The 20,754-nt window shown below is 64.5% G+C and carries 22 protein-coding genes; 9 read left to right on the plus strand and 13 right to left on the minus strand.

Going from position 1 to position 20,754, the window contains the following annotated elements:
- Window positions 1–199: 199 nt before the first annotated feature.
- Both RAD15_RS03795 and RAD15_RS03800 read right to left on the minus strand, forming a co-directional pair.
- A complete protein-coding gene (locus RAD15_RS03795; protein WP_458174479.1) occupies window positions 200–550 on the minus strand; it encodes a zinc ribbon domain-containing protein YjdM in 351 nt (116 codons plus the stop codon).
- A gap of 108 nt (window positions 551–658) precedes the next feature.
- Complete coding sequence (locus RAD15_RS03800; RefSeq protein ID WP_458175048.1) at window positions 659–862, minus strand: hypothetical protein; 204 nt, start codon at window positions 860–862, stop codon at window positions 659–661.
- A 140-nt stretch (window positions 863–1,002) separates the two neighbouring features.
- On the opposite strand from RAD15_RS03800, the gene RAD15_RS03805 reads away from it, so the two are divergent.
- Complete coding sequence (locus RAD15_RS03805; protein WP_458174481.1) at window positions 1,003–1,362, plus strand: c-type cytochrome; 360 nt, start codon at window positions 1,003–1,005, stop codon at window positions 1,360–1,362.
- A gap of 26 nt (window positions 1,363–1,388) precedes the next feature.
- On the opposite strand, the gene RAD15_RS03810 is transcribed toward RAD15_RS03805, so the two are convergent.
- The gene (locus RAD15_RS03810) at window positions 1,389–2,228 is read right to left on the minus strand and encodes a PhzF family phenazine biosynthesis protein (protein ID WP_458174483.1); all 840 of its coding nucleotides are present in this window, start codon (window positions 2,226–2,228) and stop codon (window positions 1,389–1,391) included.
- Between the two features lie 195 nt (window positions 2,229–2,423).
- Between RAD15_RS03810 and RAD15_RS03815 the strand changes: the two genes are divergently transcribed.
- The 6 genes from RAD15_RS03815 (at window position 2,424) to RAD15_RS03840 (ending at window position 6,414) form a co-directional block, all read left to right on the plus strand.
- Window positions 2,424–2,960 carry a helix-turn-helix domain-containing protein gene (locus RAD15_RS03815; RefSeq protein ID WP_458174485.1) on the plus strand — a complete coding sequence of 179 codons (537 nt, stop codon included), beginning with the start codon at window positions 2,424–2,426 and terminating at the stop codon, window positions 2,958–2,960.
- A gap of 140 nt (window positions 2,961–3,100) precedes the next feature.
- The gene (locus RAD15_RS03820) at window positions 3,101–3,724 is read left to right on the plus strand and encodes a hypothetical protein (RefSeq protein WP_458174487.1); all 624 of its coding nucleotides are present in this window, start codon (window positions 3,101–3,103) and stop codon (window positions 3,722–3,724) included.
- Window positions 3,681–4,202, plus strand: a complete 522-nt coding sequence (locus RAD15_RS03825) for a hypothetical protein (protein WP_458174489.1) — start codon at window positions 3,681–3,683, stop codon at window positions 4,200–4,202. The genes RAD15_RS03820 and RAD15_RS03825 overlap by 44 nt, the downstream gene beginning before the upstream one ends.
- Window positions 4,203–4,434: 232 nt before the next feature.
- Window positions 4,435–5,100 carry a cell envelope biogenesis protein TolA gene (locus tag RAD15_RS03830; RefSeq protein WP_458174491.1) on the plus strand — a complete coding sequence of 222 codons (666 nt, stop codon included), beginning with the start codon at window positions 4,435–4,437 and terminating at the stop codon, window positions 5,098–5,100.
- 65 nt (window positions 5,101–5,165) lie between these two features.
- A complete protein-coding gene (locus tag RAD15_RS03835; protein ID WP_458174493.1) occupies window positions 5,166–5,447 on the plus strand; it encodes a hypothetical protein in 282 nt (93 codons plus the stop codon).
- Between the two features lie 460 nt (window positions 5,448–5,907).
- On the plus strand, window positions 5,908–6,414 hold the full coding sequence (locus RAD15_RS03840) for a hypothetical protein (protein ID WP_458174495.1): 507 nt from the start codon (window positions 5,908–5,910) through the stop codon (window positions 6,412–6,414).
- Window positions 6,415–6,528: 114 nt separating this feature from the next.
- Here RAD15_RS03840 and RAD15_RS03845 read toward each other — a convergent pair whose 3' ends face one another.
- Both RAD15_RS03845 and RAD15_RS03850 read right to left on the minus strand, forming a co-directional pair.
- Window positions 6,529–7,497 carry a hypothetical protein gene (locus RAD15_RS03845; protein ID WP_458175033.1) on the minus strand — a complete coding sequence of 323 codons (969 nt, stop codon included), beginning with the start codon at window positions 7,495–7,497 and terminating at the stop codon, window positions 6,529–6,531.
- 258 nt (window positions 7,498–7,755) lie between these two features.
- A complete protein-coding gene (locus tag RAD15_RS03850) occupies window positions 7,756–8,550 on the minus strand; it encodes a transglycosylase SLT domain-containing protein (RefSeq protein WP_458174497.1) in 795 nt (264 codons plus the stop codon).
- A 208-nt stretch (window positions 8,551–8,758) separates the two neighbouring features.
- Between RAD15_RS03850 and RAD15_RS03855 the strand changes: the two genes are divergently transcribed.
- Entirely contained in the window at window positions 8,759–9,802 is a 1,044-nt protein-coding gene (locus RAD15_RS03855) for an acyl-CoA desaturase (RefSeq protein WP_458174499.1), read from the plus strand.
- A 90-nt stretch (window positions 9,803–9,892) separates the two neighbouring features.
- Here the strand turns inward: RAD15_RS03855 and RAD15_RS03860 are convergent, their stop codons facing one another.
- From RAD15_RS03860 to RAD15_RS03875, 4 genes are all read right to left on the minus strand, one after another.
- The gene (locus RAD15_RS03860; protein WP_458174501.1) at window positions 9,893–10,408 is read right to left on the minus strand and encodes a chromosome partitioning protein ParB; all 516 of its coding nucleotides are present in this window, start codon (window positions 10,406–10,408) and stop codon (window positions 9,893–9,895) included.
- A gap of 310 nt (window positions 10,409–10,718) precedes the next feature.
- Entirely contained in the window at window positions 10,719–10,916 is a 198-nt protein-coding gene (locus RAD15_RS03865; protein WP_458174503.1) for a hypothetical protein, read from the minus strand.
- Between the two features lie 54 nt (window positions 10,917–10,970).
- A complete protein-coding gene (locus RAD15_RS03870; protein ID WP_458174505.1) occupies window positions 10,971–14,741 on the minus strand; it encodes a vitamin B12-dependent ribonucleotide reductase in 3,771 nt (1,256 codons plus the stop codon).
- Window positions 14,731–14,961: a hypothetical protein gene (locus tag RAD15_RS03875; protein ID WP_458174507.1), complete on the minus strand. Its 231-nt coding sequence runs from the start codon at window positions 14,959–14,961 to the stop codon at window positions 14,731–14,733. Before RAD15_RS03875 ends, RAD15_RS03870 begins: the two co-directional genes overlap by 11 nt.
- A 548-nt stretch (window positions 14,962–15,509) precedes the next feature.
- Between RAD15_RS03875 and RAD15_RS03880 the strand changes: the two genes are divergently transcribed.
- On the plus strand, window positions 15,510–16,406 hold the full coding sequence (locus RAD15_RS03880; protein ID WP_458174509.1) for a DMT family transporter: 897 nt from the start codon (window positions 15,510–15,512) through the stop codon (window positions 16,404–16,406).
- A 4-nt stretch (window positions 16,407–16,410) separates the two neighbouring features.
- Here the strand turns inward: RAD15_RS03880 and RAD15_RS03885 are convergent, their stop codons facing one another.
- From RAD15_RS03885 to RAD15_RS03900, 4 genes are all read right to left on the minus strand, one after another.
- Entirely contained in the window at window positions 16,411–16,896 is a 486-nt protein-coding gene (locus tag RAD15_RS03885) for a DoxX family protein (RefSeq protein WP_458174511.1), read from the minus strand.
- Between the two features lie 57 nt (window positions 16,897–16,953).
- Window positions 16,954–19,230: a CHASE3 domain-containing protein gene (locus tag RAD15_RS03890; RefSeq protein WP_458174513.1), complete on the minus strand. Its 2,277-nt coding sequence runs from the start codon at window positions 19,228–19,230 to the stop codon at window positions 16,954–16,956.
- On the minus strand, window positions 19,227–19,649 hold the full coding sequence (locus tag RAD15_RS03895; RefSeq protein WP_458174515.1) for a response regulator: 423 nt from the start codon (window positions 19,647–19,649) through the stop codon (window positions 19,227–19,229). The genes RAD15_RS03890 and RAD15_RS03895 overlap by 4 nt, the downstream gene beginning before the upstream one ends.
- Before the next feature lie 250 nt (window positions 19,650–19,899).
- Window positions 19,900–20,559 carry a BA14K family protein gene (locus tag RAD15_RS03900; RefSeq protein ID WP_458174517.1) on the minus strand — a complete coding sequence of 220 codons (660 nt, stop codon included), beginning with the start codon at window positions 20,557–20,559 and terminating at the stop codon, window positions 19,900–19,902.
- Window positions 20,560–20,754: the final 195 nt, after the last annotated feature.

Below are 20,754 nucleotides of genomic sequence, written 5' to 3' on the forward strand. Positions count from 1 at the left end.
GCCCTTCAAGTCTCAAAGCTGTGATGCAATCAAACGCGCTTTCTTGAAAAGCCAGCCCCGGGTTGAAAAAATAGCTACGAGCTACAAACGCCTTCCCGGCAGGAGGAAGCTTACACAGATTTCCCGCGGGGATAAGGGGAATTATGTGTTCCAGAATGGGAACTGGCGTTAGCGTTACCGCGGCCGGCTCGCCGCGTGCTCACGCCTTCCTCACGAACTCCGATTTCAGATTCATCGCGCCGATGCCGTCGATCTTGCAGGCGATGTTGTGCCCGTCGGTGGCGTCCTGGAGGCGGATGTTGCGGACCTTGGTGCCGCCCTTGACCACCGAGGACGAGCCCTTGATCTTGAGGTCCTTGATCACGATGACGCTGTCGCCGTCGGTCAACGCATTGCCGTTGGCATCGCGCACGCCGGTGTCCTGCGCGGCGTCCGCGGATGCCTCCGCCGTAGCGCTCCATTCATGGCCGCATTCCGGGCAGACCCAGAGATCGCGGTCCTGATAGGCATGCTCGGAGCTGCAGGTCGGGCATTTCATCGTGTCGGTCATGTCTGTCTCGTCTCACGCTTCGTTCGCGGCGCGACCGTAGGGGCGGGAACCGGGAAAGCAAGGGAAAGCTGCGGATTGCCCGGGCGGCCAGCGCCTGCCGGTGCGATATCACCGGAATAGCGCGACGAAGATCACGTAGAGCCAGCCCAGGATGCCGTGGATGATCGCCCACAGGATTGAATGGTTGTTGGTGTAGGAGATCGCGATGGCGAGCGCCGAGCCGAAGCCCACGCCGTATTTCGCGCCCTCGACGCGGACGCCGTAATAGCGATTGCCGTTCATGGTGACCCTTCCAGGGATTGCGTTGCTCATGCCATCGCTCCCCGCGCGACGGCGGACAATTCGGTTTACCTTCTCCGACGGGCCCGACGCTACTCCCTTGACGCAAATCAACTTCATCTGCGTGTGCCGACCTAGGATTCTGTCTCGACGAAGCAATGGCGAGGGTGGCCATGTCGCACAGCGTTCGCATCTCCATCGGCATCGCCATCCTGATCGCGCTGTCGCTGTTGTTTCTCTTCAGCGTCGTCCACACCGCGGCCGGGGCTCCGAGGTCCGGCTCCCGCGCGGTCTCCGAAGGACATCGTCTGGCGCAGGCATGGTGCCAGACGTGTCACGCCATCGAGCCGCACATGGCCGGGTCCTTCGACAACGCCCCGAACTTCCAGGCCATCGCCGATCGCAAAGGCACCACCGCACTGTCGCTCAAGGTGTTCTGGCGGACCAGCCACCAGAACATGCCGAACCTGGTGATATCGACAGAGCAGGCGGACGCGCTTTCGGCCTACATCCTGAGTTTGAGGGCCAACTAGCGCAATGGATGGCGCCGCCCGCTCGATCACGTCCCGTCCATGAAACGCGCCGTTCCCGAGACCCGGATCGAGCTGCCTGACGTCGCGCCGATCTCCGCGCGGATCAGCGAGCGTAGTCCCATGTCCTCGCCCTGGACGATGTCGATGGCGCCGCCATGCGGCCAGCCGATGTCGCGCAAATAGCCTGCGAACGCGGCAGCGGCTGCGCCCGTCGCGGGGTCCTCGACGACGCCGCCGGCGGCAAAGGCGTTGCGGACGTGGAACGATAGCGCGCCCTCCGCGGTCACGAGGGCGACGGTGACCAGCCCCGCCTTCTGCATCAACGCGCGGCCGCGTTCGAAATCGTAGGCCATGCGCGCCAGCGCCTCGCGCGACGTCAGGGCGAGAACGACATGATCGGCCCCGGCGTGAATCTTCGCAGGCGGAATCCGCGGGTCGAGATCGCCGGCCGCATAGCCGAACAGGGCGAGAAGCTCATCGCGCAGCGCCGGTTCGATCGGCGCGCTGCGGGTCGGCGGCGATTGCAGCGCCGCGGCGATGGTGTCCCCGTCACGGCGGCCCGAGACGGAAATGACGACATCGTTGAGATGCAGCGTGAAGGTGCGGTCGCCATGCCGGTGCGCCAGCGCCGCGCCAAGCGCGATCGTCGCATGTCCGCAGAACGGCACCTCCATGACAGGCGAAAAGTACCGCACGCGCCATGCCGCGCCCTCGGGCGCCGCGAAGGCCGTCTCGGAGAAGCCGACCTCGGCCGCGATCGCCTGCATGGTCGCGGCATCAGGCAAGGCGTCGCCGATCCGGACGCCGGCAGGATTGCCGCCCGTGTTGCCGTCGGAGAAGGCCGCGATACGGAGGACGGAGGTCATGGATCATTCCTTGTCGTAAGGAGCTCATCCGGGCTACGCGGCTGCGCGGGAGCAATTCCTTTACCATGGCCGCCACTCCCGGTTGAACCGGCGGAAGCTTAGCAGTTAGGAAAAAATTCTGCGGTAGTTTCGCCCGGATTTTTCGGCTGCGTCAGACACGACGTTCGATGTCGCCGCAAGGTTACGGGAGCTGTCATGAGCGATCATCGCGCTGCGATCAGGCATCACACGCTGCGGACCGGCATTGTCGAGTTCGACAACGGCACCGGCAGCATCGTCAGCGTGCCCTGCACGATCCGCGATGTCTCCGGCACCGGCGCGCGCCTGCAACTCAACTCTTCGCTGTGGGTCCCGGAGCAGTTTGCGGTGATCTTCTCGAACGGGCTGCGCAAGGATTGCCGGCTTGCCTGGCGCAAGGAGAGGCTGATCGGCAGCGCGTTCGCTGAGGGCTATGCGAGCCCGGACGAGCAGGCCGCCATGATGACCGCGGACGAACAGTCCCGGCACCGGCTCGGGATCGGGGCGCGCGTCAAGGCTGCGCGCGAGACCCGTGGCTACACCGAAGCCCAGCTGGCCGAGCGCATCGGCGTCACACCCGCCTTCGTGTCATCGGCCGAGAAGGGCGAAGCGGACATACCGCTCTATCAGCTGATGCACATCGCCGATCTCTTGATGGTCAGTCTCGACGGGCTGGTTGCGGGGCCGGCGCCTGCGGACGTCGACGCGGCGTAGGGGCACGCTTGCTGCCGTAACCGGCGCAGAGTCCATATCGGTATTACGCCCCGGTTCCCAGTACATTTCCCGATGGCGGCGAGCCAGCTGCCGGCACACGATGCCAAGCCACTGCACAAGTCACTGCACGAGGCAGTGCAATGGGTGCCATGGCCATGCCGACCGGCCGCATCGAGCTCAAGCTTCGGAAGGTGTCGCAGCTCTTCAATACGCTGGATCCGTCGCCATTCAGGGAAAGTGCGCTTGCGCACGAGGCCGAAGACTACATTGTCGCCCGTGCGCAGGAGATGCCGATCGATGCTCCCATCGCGATCGTCATTCATCTGCCGTCGGACGAATTTTCGCGGGCGTCGGCAAGCGACATCATCATCGCGATCAAGGATCATTTCGACCACAGAAGCCAGGCCATGACCAGAGAGATGCAGGAGCTGTTCAAGTCCGGGCGGTTCTCCCTTGCGGTCGGCCTTTCCATCCTGTCGCTCGGCCTGGTGCTCGGCTGGCTGCTGTTGCGAAAACTGGACGGGAGTCCGGTGTCCCAGATCCTGAAGGAGAGCTTTCTGATATTCGGCTGGGTTGCGATCTGGAAGCCGTCCGACATCTTTCTTTACGAGTGGCCTCCGATTGCCCGCCGCAGGGCGCTTTTCCGCCGCCTTGCCGCTGCGGATGTCGCGCTCGACAGCGACGTCCCCTGGTTTTCCAGTCCGTCGAAGGAGGAGAAGGATGTCGACGCCATGCAAGTTCGAATCCAGCATCTTGAATCATGACGAGCAGCAGATCGTTCTGACCTCCCATCATCCCGCGATCGGCGACGTCGATCGTGCGGCATTGGAGAAACTGCGCACCGTGCTGCGTGAGCTTCGCGACAAGGAACGAACCCTCGCGCACCGCCAGCGACGCGTCGCGAAAGGGGCGGCCGATCCCGGCGGTCGCCGCACGCCGGGGGCGGGGGCCAACACGTTCCGGCGCAAGGAGGTTTTTGTCTCCGCCCTCAAGCGCGTCAACAAGGAGCTGAAACGGCTCGAGGCCTTCGAAGCAAGGCGCGAGCTGGGCGAAGCCGCCCGACGGGCGCTGTCGCTGCGCCGCGCAAGGCAGTTCGCGCGCCCGGAAAATCAGCCGACATCACATGACGGCATGCGTGCCCTGCCGAGCCGTCGTCGAACCGTCAAACTCCCTCCCTCGAAGATCGGGCGGGTTTCACAGGCCAACAAGAGGGCACAGGCGAGGCGGGATGCACGGGGCTGACTGGCACAAGAAAGTCGAAAACAACCCCATGCACAGTAGAAAACGCTTGCGATTTCAGAGTTCTGCGATACCGAAAAATGTCTCGACCCGGGCAAGGGGGCGCCCGTAGCCTCCGGATCAAATTCGGCGATACCGAATTTGAATTTGACTCGTCGGGCAAAACAGGCGCATGATGGCACGATGGCGCCGGTGAACAGCCAGGGAGATCGCCTCGCCAGGGCCGCGGGGCGACATGCCAAAAACACTGAAAACCAAACCGAGAAGCAGACCGGCAAGAAAACTGAAGACCTACCGGACCTCGCTCGGCTTCTACGACCAGGCCATCGCCGCGCCCTCGATGAAGGCGGCGCTGGAAGCCTGGGGCGCCAGCTCCAACCTGTTCCATCAGGGCGCCGCGAAGGAGACCGAAGATCCCGACATCGTCGCCGCGACCATGGCAAGCCCTGGCGTGGTGCTCCGGCGCCCTGTCGGCTCGGACGGCCCGTTCACCGAGAGCGCCGAGCTGCCGACCGATCTCGCCGACGATGAGGCCAAGCCAAAGCCAAAGCCAAAGCCCGGATCGAACAAGCGTCCGGCCAGGAGCGCACACAAACCGTCCCGCAAGATCGACGATCAACAAGCCCGCAAGGCCGCCGCGGCGTTCGAGAAGGAAGAGCGGCGGCGCGAAGCCGAGCGCCGCAAGGACGAGGCCGCCCGCGCCAAGCAGCGCGCGCGTCGCGACAAGGCCGTTGCCGCAGCGGAAGCCGCACTGGACAAGGCGAGGCGGGAGCACGACGCGCGGGCGGAGGACATCGAAGCCGAACGAGCCGCGCTCGACGAACGTGCCGATGCCGAGCAGACCCGCTGGGACAAGCAACGGAGGAAGCTGGAGGAGGCTCTGCGCCGTGCGCGCGCGTAAGGGAGCGAATTCGCTTGCCTTGCTTTGCGTCCTTGAGCACTCTTTTGCGGGAAGGAGACCAACGCATGAAGATCAAGATCGTCGCGTGTGCGCTCGGAACGGCCCTGGCGCTGTGCAGTCTCGGGACATCGGGTGCTGAAGCCCGAACGCGGAAGGCCGTGGTCGTTCGCGCACCGCAGGAGAGGCTCATCGTCACGGCGCCCGTGCTGAGGCCAACGCCGTGGGATTACAATATTGTTCCGCGCTATCGCTATCGCCCTGAAGACGACCGCGTCGATCCCTACGGCCCGCCGCTGGTGCCGTCATATGTTCGCTATGAGGGATGGCGCTGGCCGTATTGGTGGTGATTGGCGATCACGTTTGGATGTGATCAGCCATCGGCGGGCGCGGAACGGCCAGTTCGCGGGAGGGTCGACTTTGTTCGCCGTAGCGAGCAGGGGGTCCGAGCGGCAATGCAAGCAGCAAATAGTCATCCCGCCTGCGCTTGCTCCCGCACCCTGCCGAACCGCGCTTCCAAAAATATCGAAAACGATCTCATGCAAAGTCGAAATCCCTGCGGACTTTTGCTTCTGATAAACCGAATATGATTTGACCCGTCGAGTCGGGTCATTGCGAATCCCGCCATCTTCGCCAACGCGAGGAGAGGTTGAACGCTGACAAATCCATCATCGCTGCGTGCGGCGTCAGCGATTGGGAAAAAATGGCAAAGCTGGGACTGTCAAGGATACATAGGGGTAGAACGGCAATTTTCCCCGTAATAAACCCAATATTGCTAGGGGTTCGGGGTGCGTATTGGGAGGATTAGTCATGGCAAGTGTTGAACAATTGCACAGACGGGAAGGCGTGAATTTGGTCCAACTCGAGGCGGACATTGCATCGGTACGCTCGGGAAGCTCTCTCGCGTCCATTGCCCTGCCTGATTATGTCGAGCACACCGCGGGCGTGACGCGCGTCGGTGCGCTCAGTGCAGAGGCAGTCGTTCGCGACTACGAGTCCGCTGCAAAAGAGATCGAGGCCATGGGCGCCGAGTTGATCGACGCCGCGCAAAAATGCGAGGCGCTGACGGCCCAGGTCCATGACGCAATCGCCTTCATGCGGGAAACGGCGGCGGGGTATCGTGAAGAGGGACGGAAGATCTTCAAGCGTATCGAAGAATGCGCGCTGTTCACCGAAGACGTCCGCAAGACATGCGAACAGGTCAGGCACAGAATGACCGAAATCTCGGTAGACCCAGATTCCGTTGAGGAGCTTGCAGAGCAAAAGCCCGAGCTGAGCGGGATCGCCGCCAAGGTGTCGATGAGCGAAATACGATGAGGCGGGTGTAGAGCGTAGTTCGCAAGATGGGATGAGCCCTTGCGCTTCCCCCATCCTGCGAGCTGGGCTTCAAATCCATCGCGCCTTCGGGAAACAAGCCCGCGCCTTGCGGGCTCACCAATCCGGATCGTAGGGGTCGCCCATATAGGGCGGAGGCATCCAGGGGCCGCGCGGCGGCGGTCTGGGCCGCCGGGGTTCGGCCATTGGTCCGTGCGGCCGGGCACGCGCAACCGCATCGTTGCTCACCACGCTCCGCACGACGGGCTTGGCGGCTGCAGGCGCGGATGACGCGGATGAAGTGGTCTGTTGCGTTTGCAGCGCCTGGACCTGCGCGGCGAGGCGCGCATTGTCCGCCGCATCCTTCTCTTGCGCGGCCTTGAGCTGTTGAATGGTGTCGGCCTGCTCGCGCTGGGTCTGCTCGCTCCGGCTTTTCAGTTGCTCGAGCTTGCCGTTGATGCTCGCAAGCTCGCTCGTGATGGCCTTGAGCGATTGCGCGAGATCGGACGATGCCGGGTCAGGCGCTGCGGCGGCAGGCTTTGGGGCGCTTTCCGTGTCCTTCGCGACTGGCGGCGCGGGCACCGGGCTCGGATCACCCGCAGCAGCCAGGAGCACGGCCGGCGGCTGCGCCGGATTGTCCACCGCGGACGCTTGCGGGGGCGTGCTCGCCGCCGGCGGAGCCCATCGTGCCATGATCGACTTGCTGATGGACGTGGCCTCATCGCGATATTGCGAAGCGAAGGCGGCACCGAGAAGGCCGATTGCCAGCACGAGGCCAACCAAAGCGCGCATCATGGTCCGATCTCCCTTCAAGCCTTGATCGCGAACCCCGGCATTGGGAACAGGCGTCGGCGCCTTGTTTCCGGAAGTTGCGGCCGCCGTCGCACCGGCGCTTGCGTGCGAGGCTGGCTTGCCTTCGCCGTCGTGTTCCATGCCGGAAACCAGCCGGTCCAGCCGCGCAAGGTCTGCCTGTGTGCTCTTGATCCGGTCAAGGGCTCGCGCCAGCCCGCCGTCAGGCTTCTCGGTATCAGGCTTCTCGGTATCGGGTTTAGGGTCGTTTGCTTCAGGCACCGATGCGCTCTCCATCCGGTCGGGCGTCAATGGGAGGCAGTCCGATCGGTGGAAGGATAGGTCTCGCCGCTGTCCAACACAACGCGCGTGCAGAGGTAAAATTATGGCGGGCCGCGGGAGCGGGGCGGAGCGTAGGGTGGGTTAGCCCTGCGACTGCGCAAAGCGCAGTTCGTACGGCGTAACCCACCACTCTGGTTTCCGCGGAGGCAGAAGAGGTGGGTTACGCCAGCGGACCGCGCTTCGCGCGACCGCTAGCTAACCCACCCTACGGATCTACGGATCCTCCGCCGCCAGCCGCACAAACTGCCGCTTCATGGCATTGACCTTCGCGACATACGCCGCGACGAGGTGATCGCCGCAGCGCTCGCCTGATAGCATCTGAAACTTGCGGCGCGCATAGGCGGTGGCGGGACCTCCGCCGCAGAGATGGATGAAGGCGGCCAGATCCTGCTTCTGCTCGCGGCTTGCCTTCACATCGCCCGCGCGGGCGAGAACGTCAGCCACCTGGCGGTCCAGATACACCGAGGCCAGCTCGATGGCGTGGCTCGGGATCGCGCGGACATAGAGGAAGCTCGACCCGCAGCCGCTCTCCGTGACCGCGTTGCCGCGGACACAGAACCGTGCGGCGTCGGCAAGGGCCGGATCGGTCATCTGGAAGAGACCGACGGCGCTGGAGGCGGGCCTATAGATCGCGAGCGGATTGAAACTCCATCGCCAGCGCCAGTAGGTGCGCGCCACAGGATTGGCCGAACTCTCGACCTGCGCCAGCGCGGCCAGCAATTCCGGCGTGATCGTCGCGGTGGAATACGCGCGGAACAGCGGCCCGTAGTGCCGCCAGTTCTCGGCCGGCTCCTTGTCGAGGGAATTGCCGACGAGGACGAACAGCTCGGTCGGCTTGCGGATCACGTGATAGACGATGTTCGCAAGCGCAAGCGCCGCAAGCAGCATCGCCACGCCGGCCGCGATCCGAACCATCCGCGGTGCCCGCGCGAATCTCTTTCGCGCCCATCGGGCGCTGCGCCGAACGGTGCGAAAGCGAGGGAGGAGGCGTCGGCGTTGTCCGGGCATGGTGTCGTGGGCGTCCGATGACGGAGACTGTGTGTGCTTGGTTAACGCTGTCCGTTACGCCTTGAAATCCGGCGTCATTTCCCTCTGGCCGCATCGTGTCGGGTCCCGGCTCCGTGCTCCTACGGCCGCGCCCGTCCTTGCTGAAAAAGCCTTGCGCCTGTAGGTTGCGCCGCAGCAGGGTTAATTTTGCGTAAATGGACCAGATGAAATGACCGTCATTGAGGACGTGGTGTCGGAGCAGGCGGCGAGCCCGAAAATGCCGCCGGGGGTGCTGCTCGAAGGTCCTGTTGTCGACGCCAAGTTTCTCGATTCCTACATCGCGTTCGGCTTGATGGTCGGCGGTTCGGTCGCGGCAATCGTCTGGGCGGTCTGGCAGGGCATCGGCCGGCTGGAGCTTGCGGTCTTCGCCGGCATGTTCCTGCTGACCACGATCGGCATTGGCTTCATGCATCGCTATTTCGTGCACCGCAGCTTTCGCTGCGGTCCGGTGATGCGGACGATCTTCGCCGCGATCGCCACGCTGGCGGTGCAGGGCTCGATCCTGAAATGGGTGAGCAACCATCGCCGGCACCATCTTCACTCCGACAAGCCCGGCGACGTCCACAGCCCTTACTATGACGGCTTCGGCAACCGCATTGCCTCCTTCGCCAAGGGCATGTCGCATGCGCAGGGCGGCTGGGTGTGGGACCAGGCCACCACCGACGGCGAATACTACGCCAGGGATATCCTGGCCGACCCGATCGCGATGTTCTTCACGCGGACGCGCTGGTACTGGTACGCGCTCTCGGCGGTGATCATTCCCGGCGCCATCGGCTACGCGTTCGGTGGCGTGCACACGATGATCGGCTGCGTGCTGTTCTCCGGCCTGTTCCGCAGCTACATCATGACCATGGCGACGTCGCTGGTGAACTCGGTCTGCCACAGCGACGGCCGCTGGGGCTACCGCCGCTTCGCCACCAGCGACGGCACCACCAACGAGCTCGTGACCACGTTCCTCACCTTCGGCGAAGGCCTGCACAACAACCACCACCGGTTTCCGCGCGATGCGTATCTGTCGCACGCGTGGTACGAGGTTGACATCAACGGGCTGATTATTCTGGGGCTGGGGAAGCTCGGGCTGGTGCACGATATCTTTGCGGCGGGGGCGCGTGGAAGGGCTGCGGCGGAAGCGGAGCAGGGCGGCCGTGGGGCGGTTGCGGTCCAGAACTCGTTTGATGGTGTTGGCGAAGAGCTTCGGTCGTCTGGAAGGTAACTGCGGAGCTCATTCGCACAGGCGCCGCGAACAGGTGGTCGAGAGCGGGGGCTTCGCGCGAGCGGTGATCTCAAGACCTGAAGCCGGCAATCAATAGCGGCCGCCGCTGCCCTTTTGCTGTGTGATCCAGGCCGACAATGATTTCGGTGCTGCTTTCGCAGTCCGGCCCGGTGATGCCTTCGGATTATCGCGGACGCCTTTGGTCGGACGGGTGCGCGGCGATTCCGTTGCGCTGACGCCCTTCAAGGCAGAAGTCGATGCCTCCGCGGCTTCCTTCTCGAGACGCAACTGTTTCAATCGCGCCATCTTGATGCGTTCTGCCTCGACTTCGGGCCGTTCGGCGAGCTGGGGCTTGTGCTGAGCAAGCTCAGCCGGGACCAGGACACCGAGAATGGTCGTCTCGCCGAGCGCCTTGCAGGCTTCGAGCCGATGCAGTCCCTCGACCAGAACGAGGCGGTCTCCGTCGAGCCGAACGGAAATGGGGGCCTGCTGTCCGATGTCCAGAATACTTTCCGCGACCTCCGCGACGGTCTCGGGCTTGATGGCTTTCCTCTGCTTCGTGGGAACGAAGATCTTCTCGATCGGGAAGCTTTCCGGTTTGGGCATAACTCGACTCCGCTTCTACCGGGCCCGTCGGAACCCATGCCGGTGGTGTCGGGAGTTTAGGGGGGAAGGGCTCGGCGGCAAAGGCAATTTCGGGGGATTACGGTGTACACTCAATCGTGGTCGCATGCGAAAGTTCGCCGAAGCTCGTAGGGTGGATTAGCCGAAGGCGTAATCCACCACCTGTTGCCCGCGCGGAGACCGAAGAGGTGGGTTACGCTTCGCTAACCCACCCTACGGGCTGCCAACCGAACTGCGGAATTTCATTTCTTAGCTGCTGAGTTCGTTGAGTCGCGGCCAGGGCCACCGTGGATCACGAGCGTCGGTGATCGAGGTCGAGCGCCCGAAACAGCCGATCCCGAATCTTCTCGATACGGACGACGATGCTGCTGTTTGCCTTATGCTCCAGTGCGTACTTCACCAACGCGTCGAAGATATTCATCACACGGTAGAGCGGGTAGCCGATCAACCTTGGGCGTGTGGCAATACCCAAAAGAAGAAGGGCGGCCATTTTGGCCGCCCTTCTTTAGTTGTAGCTACAAGTTCGCGAAATACTTGGCCGTCCTCACGAACACCCCGTCGTGCTGCCGCAAGTATCACACTTCATGCACGTGCCATTCCGCACCAGCGTGAAGTTACCGCACTCCGAGCACATCTCACCCTCGTAGCCCTTGGCCTTGGCTTCCGCGCGGCGCTCGGCCTTGCTGGGAGCCGCAACCGTGGCGGCGCTGCCGGCCTTGCTCCACTGGAGGGCTTCGAGCTTCTCCGTGGGGGAGAGGTCGTGGCTCGCTTCCTGCTTCAGGGCGACGGCGCCTTCGAGGGCGTCGCCGACGCGAGCCGACGTGCCGTGGGAGGCCAGCGCCGTGACCTTGCTGCCGCCGGTCGGGGCGCTGTCGTTGCCCGAGACCACTGCGGCGCTGCCGCCGCGCATCACGACGAGGTTGTCGGTGCGGGAGCGGGTGAGGCCGCGCGAGACCAGCTTGGTGGCGTGGTGGGCCCCGTCATCCGGCTCCTTGCCTTCCTCGACGCCCTTGCCGAGCGCGTCAAAACCGGTCTCGTTGGGATCGACGTGGGCGAGGTCGAAGCGCGACATGTAGCTCACCGCGAGCTCGCGGAAGACGTAGTCGAGGATCGAGGTCGCGTACTTGATGCTGTCGTTGCCCTGCACGGGGCCCGCCGGCTCGAAGCGGGTGAAGGTGAAGGCGTCGACATATTCGTCCAGCGGCACGCCGTATTGCAGGCCGAGCGACACCGCGATGGCGAAGTTGTTGATGAAGGAGCGGAGAGCCGCGCCTTCCTTGTGCATGTCGATGAAGATCTCGCCGAGACGGCCGTCGTCATATTCGCCGGTCCGCAAGTAGACCTTGTGGCCGCCGACGACCGCCTTCTGGGTGTAGCCCTTGCGGCGATCCGGCATCTTCTCGCGCTCGCGCATCACGATGATGCGCTCGACCAGCTTCTCGACGATCTTTTCCGAGACCTGCGCGGCACGCGCCGCCATCGGCTTCTCGTAGAGGGACTCGACCGCATCGTCCTCGTCCTCATCGTCGCTGATAAGCTGCGAGTTGAGCGGCTGGGAGAGCTTGGAGCCGTCGCGATAGAGCGCGTTGGCCTTGAGGGCCAGCTTCCACGACAGCATGTAGGCGGACTTGCAGTCCTCCACCGTGGCGTCGTTCGGCATATTGATGGTCTTGGAGATCGCACCCGAGATGAAGGGCTGCGCCGCCGCCATCATGCGGATGTGGCTCTCGACCGACAGATAGCGTTTTCCAATTTTGCCGCAGGGGTTGGCGCAATCGAACACGGAGTAATGTTCCGCCTTCAGATGCGGGGCCCCTTCGACGGTCATCGCGCCGCAGATGTGGACGTTAGCGGCCTCGATCTCGCGCTTGGTGAAGCCCACGGCCTGGAGCAGGTCGAAGCCGGGGGCCGCGATGGCTTCGGCACCGATGCCGAGCTGGTCGCGGATGAAGTCCTCGCCAAAGGTCCACTTGTTGAAGGCGAACTTGATGTCGAAGGCAGTCGGCAGGGCCTTCTCGACCTTGGCGATGGCTTCGTCCGTGAAGCCCTTGGCCTTCAGCGTCGAGGCGTTGATGCCAGGGGCGTTGGAGAGCGAGCCGTGGCCGACGGCATAGGCCTCGATCTCCGCGATATCAGCTTCGCGATAGCCGAGCGCGCGGAGCGCTGCGGGGACCGCGCGGTTGATGATCTTGAAGTAGCCGCCGCCGGCGAGCTTCTTGAATTTCACCAGCGCGAAGTCGGGCTCGATGCCGGTGGTGTCGCAATCCATGACGAGGCCGATCGTGCCGGTCGGCGCGATCACCGTGGTCTGGGCGTTGCGATAGCCGTGCTTCTCGCCGAGCTCGAGCGCCGCATCCCAGGCCGCCTGTGCGTGGCTGACCAGATCGGCCTGCGGGCAGGAGACGAGGTCCATCGGCACCGGGTTGACGGAGAGCGCCTCGTAACCGGAGGCCTCGCCATGCGCGGCGCGGCGGTGGTTGCGGATGACGCGCAGCATGTGCGCGGCGTTCTTCTTGTAGCCGGGGAAGGTGCCCAGTTCAGCGGCCATCTCCGCGGAGGTCTTGTAGGTGATGCCGGTCATGACCGCGGTCAGCGCGCCGCAGAGCGCACGGCCTTCCTTGCTGTCGTAGGACAGGCCCATGGTCATCAAGAGGCCGCCGATGTTGGCGTAGCCGAGGCCGAGCGTGCGGAACTCGTAGGAGAGCTCGGCGATCGCCTTCGACGGGAACTGCGCCATCATCACGGAGATTTCGAGCACGATGGTCCAGAGCTGGCAGAGGTGCTCGTAGCCCTTCACGTCGAACTGCTTGGTCTCGGTGTTGTAGAACGTCAGCAGGTTCGCGGACGCCAGGTTGCACGCCGTGTCGTCCAGGAACATGTATTCCGAGCACGGATTGGACGCGCGGATGTCGCCGGACGCCTTGCAGGTGTGCCAGTCGTTCATGGTGGTGTTGAAGTGCAGGCCCGGGTCGGCCGACGCCCAGGCGGCGTAGCCGATTTTTTCCCAGAGGTCGCGCGCCTTCAGCGTCTTCGTCACCTTCTTGGAGGTGCGGGCGTTCAGATTCCAGTCGCCGTCGGTTTCCACGGCGCGCAGGAAGTCGTCCTTCAGCGAGACCGAGTTGTTGGAGTTCTGCCCCGAAACCGTGAGATAGGCTTCGCTATCCCAGTCGGTGTCGTAGGTGTCGAACTGGATGTCCTTGTAGCCCTGCTTGGCAAACTGGATGACGCGCTTGATGTAATTGTCGGGCACGAGGCTGCGGCGCGCGAGCTTGATCTCGCGGCGCAGCGCCGGGTTCTTCTCGGGGTCGAAGCAATCGTCGCCCGAGCCTTCGCAGTTCACGCAGGCCTTCAGCACCAGCTTGAGATGCTTCTGGTTGATCTTGGATCCGGTGACGAGAGCCGCGACCTTCTGCTCCTCCTTCACCTTCCAGTCGATATAGGTCTCGATATCGGGATGGTCGGCGTCGACAACGACCATCTTGGCCGCGCGGCGCGTGGTGCCGCCCGACTTGATCGCGCCCGCGGCGCGGTCGCCGATCTTGAGGAAGCTCATCAGGCCGCTCGAGCGGCCGCCGCCGGAGAGCCTTTCGCCTTCGCCGCGCAGGCGCGAGAAGTTGGAGCCGGTGCCGGAGCCGTATTTGAACAGGCGGGCTTCGCGGACCCAGAGGTCCATGATGCCGCCTTCGTTGACGAGGTCGTCACCGACGCCCTGGATGAAGCAGGCGTGCGGCTGCGGGTGCTCGTAGGACGATTTCGAGCGGGTCAGCTTGCCGGTGAAGGGGTCGACGTAATAGTGGCCCTGGCCGGGGCCGTCGATGCCATAGGCCCAGTGCAGGCCGGTGTTGAACCATTGCGGCGAGTTCGGCGCGACCATCTGCATCGTGAGCATGTAGCGCAGCTCGTCGTAGAAGGTCTGGGCGTCAGCGTCGGTGGAGAAATAGCCACCCTTCCAGCCCCAATAGGTCCAGCAGCCGGCAAGGCGGTCGAACACCTGCTTCGCCGAGAGCTCGCTGACATAGCGCTCTTTCTCGGGCAGGAGGCTAAGCGCCTCGGTGTCGGGCACGGAGCGCCACAGGAAGGAGGGGACGGATTCCTCCTCGACCTTCTTCAGGCGCGCGGCAACGCCGGCTTTGCGGAAATATTTCTGGGCGAGGACGTCGGAGGCGACCTGCGACCACTCGGTCGGCACCTCGACATTGTCCAGTTTGAACACGACCGAGCCGTCGGGATTCCTGATCTCCGACGTGGTCAGGCGGAATTCGATTCCCGCGTAAGGTGACTGTCCCGTGGTGGTGTGGCGCCGCTCAATCCGCATGGTCTTGCCCCGTCCTTATCTTTGACCGGTCGCCTCCGTTCAGGCGTGCCGGGTCGACATTTCGTTTTGCGGTTCCCTTGAGGACCGTTCCGGCCTTGAAGGCACCGCAGTTCAGCCGGTGGACCCGGCCCTTGTTCTCCCGACGCGATTCTTCGATGCGCGCATCGATCATCTTGCCGGCATGCCCACGCCCATCCGCCCCAAGGGATGTGCGCGACATGCGTTTAACGCCCCACGCCGTCACTAACGTCTACCGATGCCATCCGAGCCTGTTGCCGGCCCGTTCTGGCGCCCCAGGAGTCCGCTTCTCGCGGGCAGACAAGCCCTCATCCCGCGGCCTTTGGCTGGCTTGGCGGAGTGACGATTTGCGAGACCCTTTGGGGGAGTGCCGGCGGGACGCAAACTCACTCGCGCCGAACGGACCGAAAGCTAGGACTCTCCGTTGCGCTCGTCAAGAATTAGTACGGGTTCCTGAATCAAATACTAAATATGGTGGATTGCGGGGGATAACAGGGGGCAAGCCCACACCTGTTGTGGAGGCAAGTATCAGTGAGTCCTCAGGGATTCCCAACTGAAAAAATTTGCATCCCGTGTTGATGCGGGGCCTTCATCCCGCTGTTCACAGGGCAGGTATATTTTTCGGGATCGGGATTGCGTCAGCAGGACTCACGTAGCCTTACGGAAGGTGAGGGCAGGCATGCCCGCCGAGGCGGTGGTCGGGGCAGCGAATCCGCGCCAAGCTGACCTCGATTTTGCCGGATACCCCACATGCTTGATTCGACTCGCCGGGATGCGCGGCCGCGCATCGCCCCGGCCGGCCTGATGTTCCTCGCCATCACCTCGATCGGCTGGGGCTTCAATTGGCCGGTGACCAAATTCCTGCTCGCCGAGCTGCCGCCGCTGACGCTGCGCGGGGTCACCGGCGTGCTGGGCGCGGTGCTGCTGGCGGCGCTGGCGGTCATCCGCCGGCAGAGCCTGAGGGTGGGGCCGGGGATCTGGCCGCGGCTGCTCACCGCCGCCGTCCTCAACGTGACCGGCTGGATGGTGCTGATGGGGCTGGCGCTGCTCTGGCTGCCGGCGAGCGAAGCGGCGCTGATCGCCTATACGATGCCGGTCTGGGCCTCGATCATCGCCTGGCCGGTGCTCGGCGAGCGGCCGACGCTGCTCCGCACGCTGGGGCTGGTGATGGCCTTTGTGGGGCTCGCCTCGATCATGGGTGGCAACGGCATTGCCGCCAGCGTGGAGAAGCTGCCGGGAATCATCATGGCGCTGGGCGGCGCGTTCGGCTTCGCCGTCGGCACGGTGTTCTCGAAGAAATACCCAATCCACCTGCCGCCGATCACGGCCGCGGCCTGGCAGATCGGGATCGGCTGCCTGCCGATCTCGATCATTGGCCTCCTGGTCGAGACCACGCATCTGGAATTGGTGACGCCGGTCGGATGGTGGCTGCTGGTCTATTCGACCGTGGTGCAGTTCTGCATCGCCTATGTCAGCTGGTTTGCGGCGCTCGCGCGCCTGCCGGCCTCCGTCGCCGCGATCGGCACCATGGCGGTGCCGGTGATCGGCGTCGTCGCCTCCGCGCTGGCGCTGCACGAGCCGCTCGGGCCCGGGCAGATCGCCGCGCTGATCTTCACGCTCGGCGCCGTGGTGCTGGCGACGCGCTGAGGCACTACTCCGCAGGCGCCATCCGCACGGTGCGGCTGCCGGCCGTGACGGCATCCTTGCGTGCATTCAGCCAGGCCTTCCAGGCGTGCACGGCAACTGCGAGCGAGCAGATGCCCCAGAACACCGGGTATTCGTAGCCGCCCGTATTCCAGGTCCAGCCAAAACCCTTCACGACCTGCAGCGAGTAGACTGCGACGACCATCAGCGCCACGGAGCCCAGCGCGGCGAAGCGCGTGCAGATGCCGAGCGTCAGCGCGATGGCGACGGACAGTTCGGCAGCGGCGGCGAGGTAGACCCAGGCCTCCGGCGGCGACAGGCCCGCGGCGGCAAAGAACTTGACGATGGGCGGGTTGAGAACGCCGAAGGCGGCAAACTTTCCCGCGACGTGCGGAAGGTAGAACACCCCGCACGCGATGCGGACGATGTTCTCCATTTTCGTGGGGTCGAAATTCTCTGCTTTGATCCGGAAATCGTCTGGCGAAATGAACATGGCTGGTCTCCTTGTCGAAGACCTTAGGCCACACGTCGCAAGGCGCCTTGATGCAACTCAAACCCCATCGTCTGCCGACGCCTGGCCAGCCACGCCGTCCCCCAGCGCCTTCCTGATCATCTCGGCGAGCTGGTTGCGGCGATACGGCTTCGTCAGCAGCATCACGCCGTCGTCGAGCTTGCCGTGGTGCACGATGGCGTTGTCGGTGTAGCCGGAGGTGTAGAGCACCTTCAGCCCGGGACGCATCGTCGCGACCTTCTCGGCGAGCTCGCGGCCGCTCATGCCGCCGGGGATGACGATGTCGGTGAACAACAGATCGAACGGCTCGCCGGCCTCGATCAATTCCAGCGCGGCGCGGCTGTCGGGCGCGGCAATCGTCTTGTAGCCGAGGCTCCGCAACTGCGCGGTGACGAAGTTGCGCACGAGGCTGTCGTCCTCGACCACGAAAATGGTCTCGGCGCCGCCTTCGGCCTGCGGCGCGACAGGCGCGGTGGCTTCCGTCATGCCTTCGCCCGGCGGCAGATAGAGCTTGATCGTGGTGCCGTGGCCTTCCTCGCTGTAGATCTTGATGTGGCCGCCGGACTGCTTGACGAAGCCGTAGACCATGGAGAGGCCGAGGCCCGATCCCTTGCCGACCTCCTTGGTGGTGAAGAACGGCTCGAATGCCTTCTGCTGGACCTCGGCCGCCATGCCGGTGCCGGTGTCGCTGACGGCGAGCATCACGTAAGGGCCGGGCCGCACGTCCGGATTGTTCTGCGCATAGGCCTCGTCGAGCACGACGCGGTGGGCCTCGAACAGCAGCTTGCCGCCGTTCGGCATGGCGTCGCGGGCGTTGATCGCCATGTTGAGCACGGCATTGGTGAGCCGGGATGGATCGATGTGCGCGGTCGTCGGCCCCTGTTCCAGCACAGTCTCGATCTGGATCTGCTCGCCGAGGGTCGGGCGCAGCAGCTTTGCGATATCCGTGATCGCGGCGTTGATCTCGACGTCGCGCGGCTGTAGCGGCTGTCTGCGCGCGAACGCCAGCAGATGCTGGATCAGCTCGGCGCAGCGCTCGGCGGCATCGTCGATCAGCCGCGCCACGCGCTGCAGCTCCGGCTGCTGCTTCAGGCTCTCCACCAGCGTCTCGGTGTTGCCGGAGATGACGGTCAGCATGTTGTTGAAGTCGTGCGCGACGCCGCCGGTCAGCTTGCCGATCGCATCCAGCTTCTGCGACTGGTGCAGCTGCCGCTCGGTCTCGCGCGATGTGGTCGCATCGTGATAGACCAGCACCGCGCCGGAGATGTCGCCGTGCCCGTCCAGCATCGGCCGTCCGCTGATCATGAGGTGACGGGGCGGATTGCCGCTGTGCGGGCGGACGATCATCTCCAGATCCTCGAACTGCTCGCCGCGCAGCACGCGCGCGGACGGCAGCTCGCCGGCCTTGAGCGGGGTGACACCGTCGCCGTGAAACACGTCGGACAGCGCACGCAGATTGCCGAGGTTCATGCCGGCGCGATGCAGCAGCATGCGCTCGGCGGCCGGATTGGACAGCAGGACATTGCTCTCGGCGTCGATCACCAGCACCGCCTCCGCCATGCTGTGGAACGTGCTCTGCAGCACGTTGATCGACAGGCGCAGCTCGTCATGCGCGGCGACCAGATGCTCGGTGCGCTCGGCCACCGCCGCCGCGAGCGCCTCCTTGGCGGCCGTGGTCTCGGTCAGCGTGCTCTGGAGCTGCCCCGTGGCACGCCGGCTCTCGCGCATCACCAGCGCGACCAGCAGCAGGATCAGCACGGCGCCGGCGACGTCGATGCCGAGCAGCACGATGCCGGTGCGTCGCGAATCCTGCGAGCGCGCCGCGAGCAATCGTTCTTCCTCCGCGCTCAGATGGTCGAGATTGGTCATCACCGTGTCCATGAGGCCGCGGCCCTCGGCCCTGCCGTTGAGCGCGGCGATGCCAGCCTGGTCGTTCGCCGCGCGCAGGCGCATCGCTTCGGCAGCGATCTCGATCCGGCGCAGCGCCAGCGGCTCGGTGCCCTCCAGCAGCGCGACCTGATCGGGATTGTCGCGCACGCCGCGCTTGAGGTCGGCGAGGGCCGGGGCGATCTGGGCATGCACCGCCTTGAACTCGTCGCTGAGACCTTGGCTGCGATAGAGCTCAAAGCCGCGCGCGGCGCTCTCGGCACGGCGCAGCAGCACGCGCAGATCGGAGATCTTCTTCTGCACCTGGACGATGTGATTGACCCAGGCCGCGTCGGACCGCGACTTGACGTCGAGGGCGATCGAGGCCGCGGTGATGATCAGGAGGATGGCAAGTCCAGCACCGAGAATGACGCGCTGCGTTGGAATCAAGGGACTTCTTTCTTGTCCTTCGGCGATGCGCTCTCGCCCGGGCCGGCGAGACATTCCCGGATCGTGGTCAGCAGCGCTTCCGGGGTGAACGGCTTGCGCAGGCAGCGCGTTGCGCCGAGCTCCAGCGCCATGCGGAGGAAATCGGGAGAGGGCGAGGCGGACGAGGCGAAGGCGTAGCCGGACATCGCGATCAGCGGCACCGCCGGCGCGCGCTCGTGAAAGATGCGGATCGACTCGAAGCCGCGCATATGCGGCATGAAGATGTCAACCAGCATCACCTCGAAGGCTTGCGCTTCGAGCGCAGCCAGTCCTGTTTCACCACCGTCGGCTAGCGTGACGTCGAAGCCCTGACGTTGGAGGAGGACCTCGATGGTCGCGCCGACCATCGGATCGTCATCAACCACGAGAACACGCGGCATGACACTTCCCAGCAGATCGAAGTCCCCATTGTGATTGGTGATATCCGCGAATCGTGCCTCGGGTCAATTTTGGATTGGATCAGAGTAGATATGCACGGCTCGGTGCATAGAGGTCCGTTTTTGAATCGACTTGTACATAACGCTGCAATGTGACGAGCAGGATGCGCGCGAAAGAGGTGAACGGCGCGATATGCGCGAAAAAGGCGCCGCATTGCTGCGACGCCTTCGTCTTCAACTGTCGTTGATCTGCTTACGGACAGGGGTGCCGCTGGCCGTCATAGCCGAGATAGGTTCCGGAGGCCGGGTCGTACGATCTGTAGCGCTGCGCGCAATAGCCTTCCGAGTCGCCGCCGCCATCCTGCACGACCGCCACTGACGGCTCGTCATAGTAGCTGTCGTCGCCATAATAATAGGGGTCGTTGTAATAGCCGCCGCCGTAATAGGCGTACGAGCCAAGGCCGCCGATCGCGGCGCCCGCCGCGAAGCCCGGCCAGAAGCCGCCGCGACGATGGTGCCATTGGCGACCGCTCCAATTGCCGCCGCCCTGCCAGTTGCCTGCAGTTGCGACACTGCGGGTACCGCTGAAGGAGGGCGAGATGGCCGGACGGGTCGCCGCACCGGCTACGAAACTGCCGCCGCTCGGACGCGCTGCTGCGAAATTGCCGCTGCTCGGCCGCATGGCTGCGCCGCCGGCGAAGCTCCCACCGCCGCCCCGGAAAGCGGCGCCGCCGCCTTGGAAACCGCCGCCGCCCATACGCGCGCCGCCGCCGCCGAAGTGAGCACCGCCGCCACCGCCGCCGATATGGGCGCCGCCGCCCGCGGCGGGACGGTTCTGTGCGAAGCTCGGCGTCGCCAACGGCAGAACCAGCGCCACGGCCGCAGCCGCGCCTAGAACTCTCAGACTTGTCATGATGAAACTCCTTTCCCGGAAGCCAACCCCACGAAAGGGCCGTGGTTCCTGGATCACGCCTGTTTGCGTGGTGTGTGACGAGCGTCTCACCCGATCGCTGTACCCGGCATGAACGGATCGCGTCCGATTTGCGGCACCGTCGGCGCCGGAAGGCCGCATTTGCGGAGGTCACCACCGCCCCCGCCGAACTGGACA

This window comes from Bradyrhizobium sp. 14AA (genome assembly GCF_054185205.1).

What these genes read in the sequence shown, in the direction of transcription:
- RAD15_RS03795 (WP_458174479.1), bottom strand. Translation starts at nt 550, where the DNA reads ATGACCGACACGATGAAATGCCCGACCTGCAGCTCCGAGCATGCCTAT.
- RAD15_RS03800 (WP_458175048.1), bottom strand. Translation starts at nt 862, where the DNA reads ATGAGCAACGCAATCCCTGGAAGGGTCACCATGAACGGCAATCGCTAT.
- RAD15_RS03805 (WP_458174481.1), top strand. Translation starts at nt 1,003, where the DNA reads ATGTCGCACAGCGTTCGCATCTCCATCGGCATCGCCATCCTGATCGCG.
- RAD15_RS03810 (WP_458174483.1), bottom strand. Translation starts at nt 2,228, where the DNA reads ATGACCTCCGTCCTCCGTATCGCGGCCTTCTCCGACGGCAACACGGGC.
- RAD15_RS03815 (WP_458174485.1), top strand. Translation starts at nt 2,424, where the DNA reads ATGAGCGATCATCGCGCTGCGATCAGGCATCACACGCTGCGGACCGGC.
- RAD15_RS03820 (WP_458174487.1), top strand. Translation starts at nt 3,101, where the DNA reads ATGGGTGCCATGGCCATGCCGACCGGCCGCATCGAGCTCAAGCTTCGG.
- RAD15_RS03825 (WP_458174489.1), top strand. Translation starts at nt 3,681, where the DNA reads ATGTCGACGCCATGCAAGTTCGAATCCAGCATCTTGAATCATGACGAG.
- RAD15_RS03830 (WP_458174491.1), top strand. Translation starts at nt 4,435, where the DNA reads ATGCCAAAAACACTGAAAACCAAACCGAGAAGCAGACCGGCAAGAAAA.
- RAD15_RS03835 (WP_458174493.1), top strand. Translation starts at nt 5,166, where the DNA reads ATGAAGATCAAGATCGTCGCGTGTGCGCTCGGAACGGCCCTGGCGCTG.
- RAD15_RS03840 (WP_458174495.1), top strand. Translation starts at nt 5,908, where the DNA reads ATGGCAAGTGTTGAACAATTGCACAGACGGGAAGGCGTGAATTTGGTC.
- RAD15_RS03845 (WP_458175033.1), bottom strand. Translation starts at nt 7,497, where the DNA reads ATGGAGAGCGCATCGGTGCCTGAAGCAAACGACCCTAAACCCGATACC.
- RAD15_RS03850 (WP_458174497.1), bottom strand. Translation starts at nt 8,550, where the DNA reads ATGCCCGGACAACGCCGACGCCTCCTCCCTCGCTTTCGCACCGTTCGG.
- RAD15_RS03855 (WP_458174499.1), top strand. Translation starts at nt 8,759, where the DNA reads ATGACCGTCATTGAGGACGTGGTGTCGGAGCAGGCGGCGAGCCCGAAA.
- RAD15_RS03860 (WP_458174501.1), bottom strand. Translation starts at nt 10,408, where the DNA reads ATGCCCAAACCGGAAAGCTTCCCGATCGAGAAGATCTTCGTTCCCACG.
- RAD15_RS03865 (WP_458174503.1), bottom strand. Translation starts at nt 10,916, where the DNA reads ATGGCCGCCCTTCTTCTTTTGGGTATTGCCACACGCCCAAGGTTGATC.
- RAD15_RS03870 (WP_458174505.1), bottom strand. Translation starts at nt 14,741, where the DNA reads ATGCGGATTGAGCGGCGCCACACCACCACGGGACAGTCACCTTACGCG.
- RAD15_RS03875 (WP_458174507.1), bottom strand. Translation starts at nt 14,961, where the DNA reads ATGTCGCGCACATCCCTTGGGGCGGATGGGCGTGGGCATGCCGGCAAG.
- RAD15_RS03880 (WP_458174509.1), top strand. Translation starts at nt 15,510, where the DNA reads ATGCTTGATTCGACTCGCCGGGATGCGCGGCCGCGCATCGCCCCGGCC.
- RAD15_RS03885 (WP_458174511.1), bottom strand. Translation starts at nt 16,896, where the DNA reads ATGTTCATTTCGCCAGACGATTTCCGGATCAAAGCAGAGAATTTCGAC.
- RAD15_RS03895 (WP_458174515.1), bottom strand. Translation starts at nt 19,649, where the DNA reads ATGCCGCGTGTTCTCGTGGTTGATGACGATCCGATGGTCGGCGCGACC.
- RAD15_RS03900 (WP_458174517.1), bottom strand. Translation starts at nt 20,559, where the DNA reads ATGACAAGTCTGAGAGTTCTAGGCGCGGCTGCGGCCGTGGCGCTGGTT.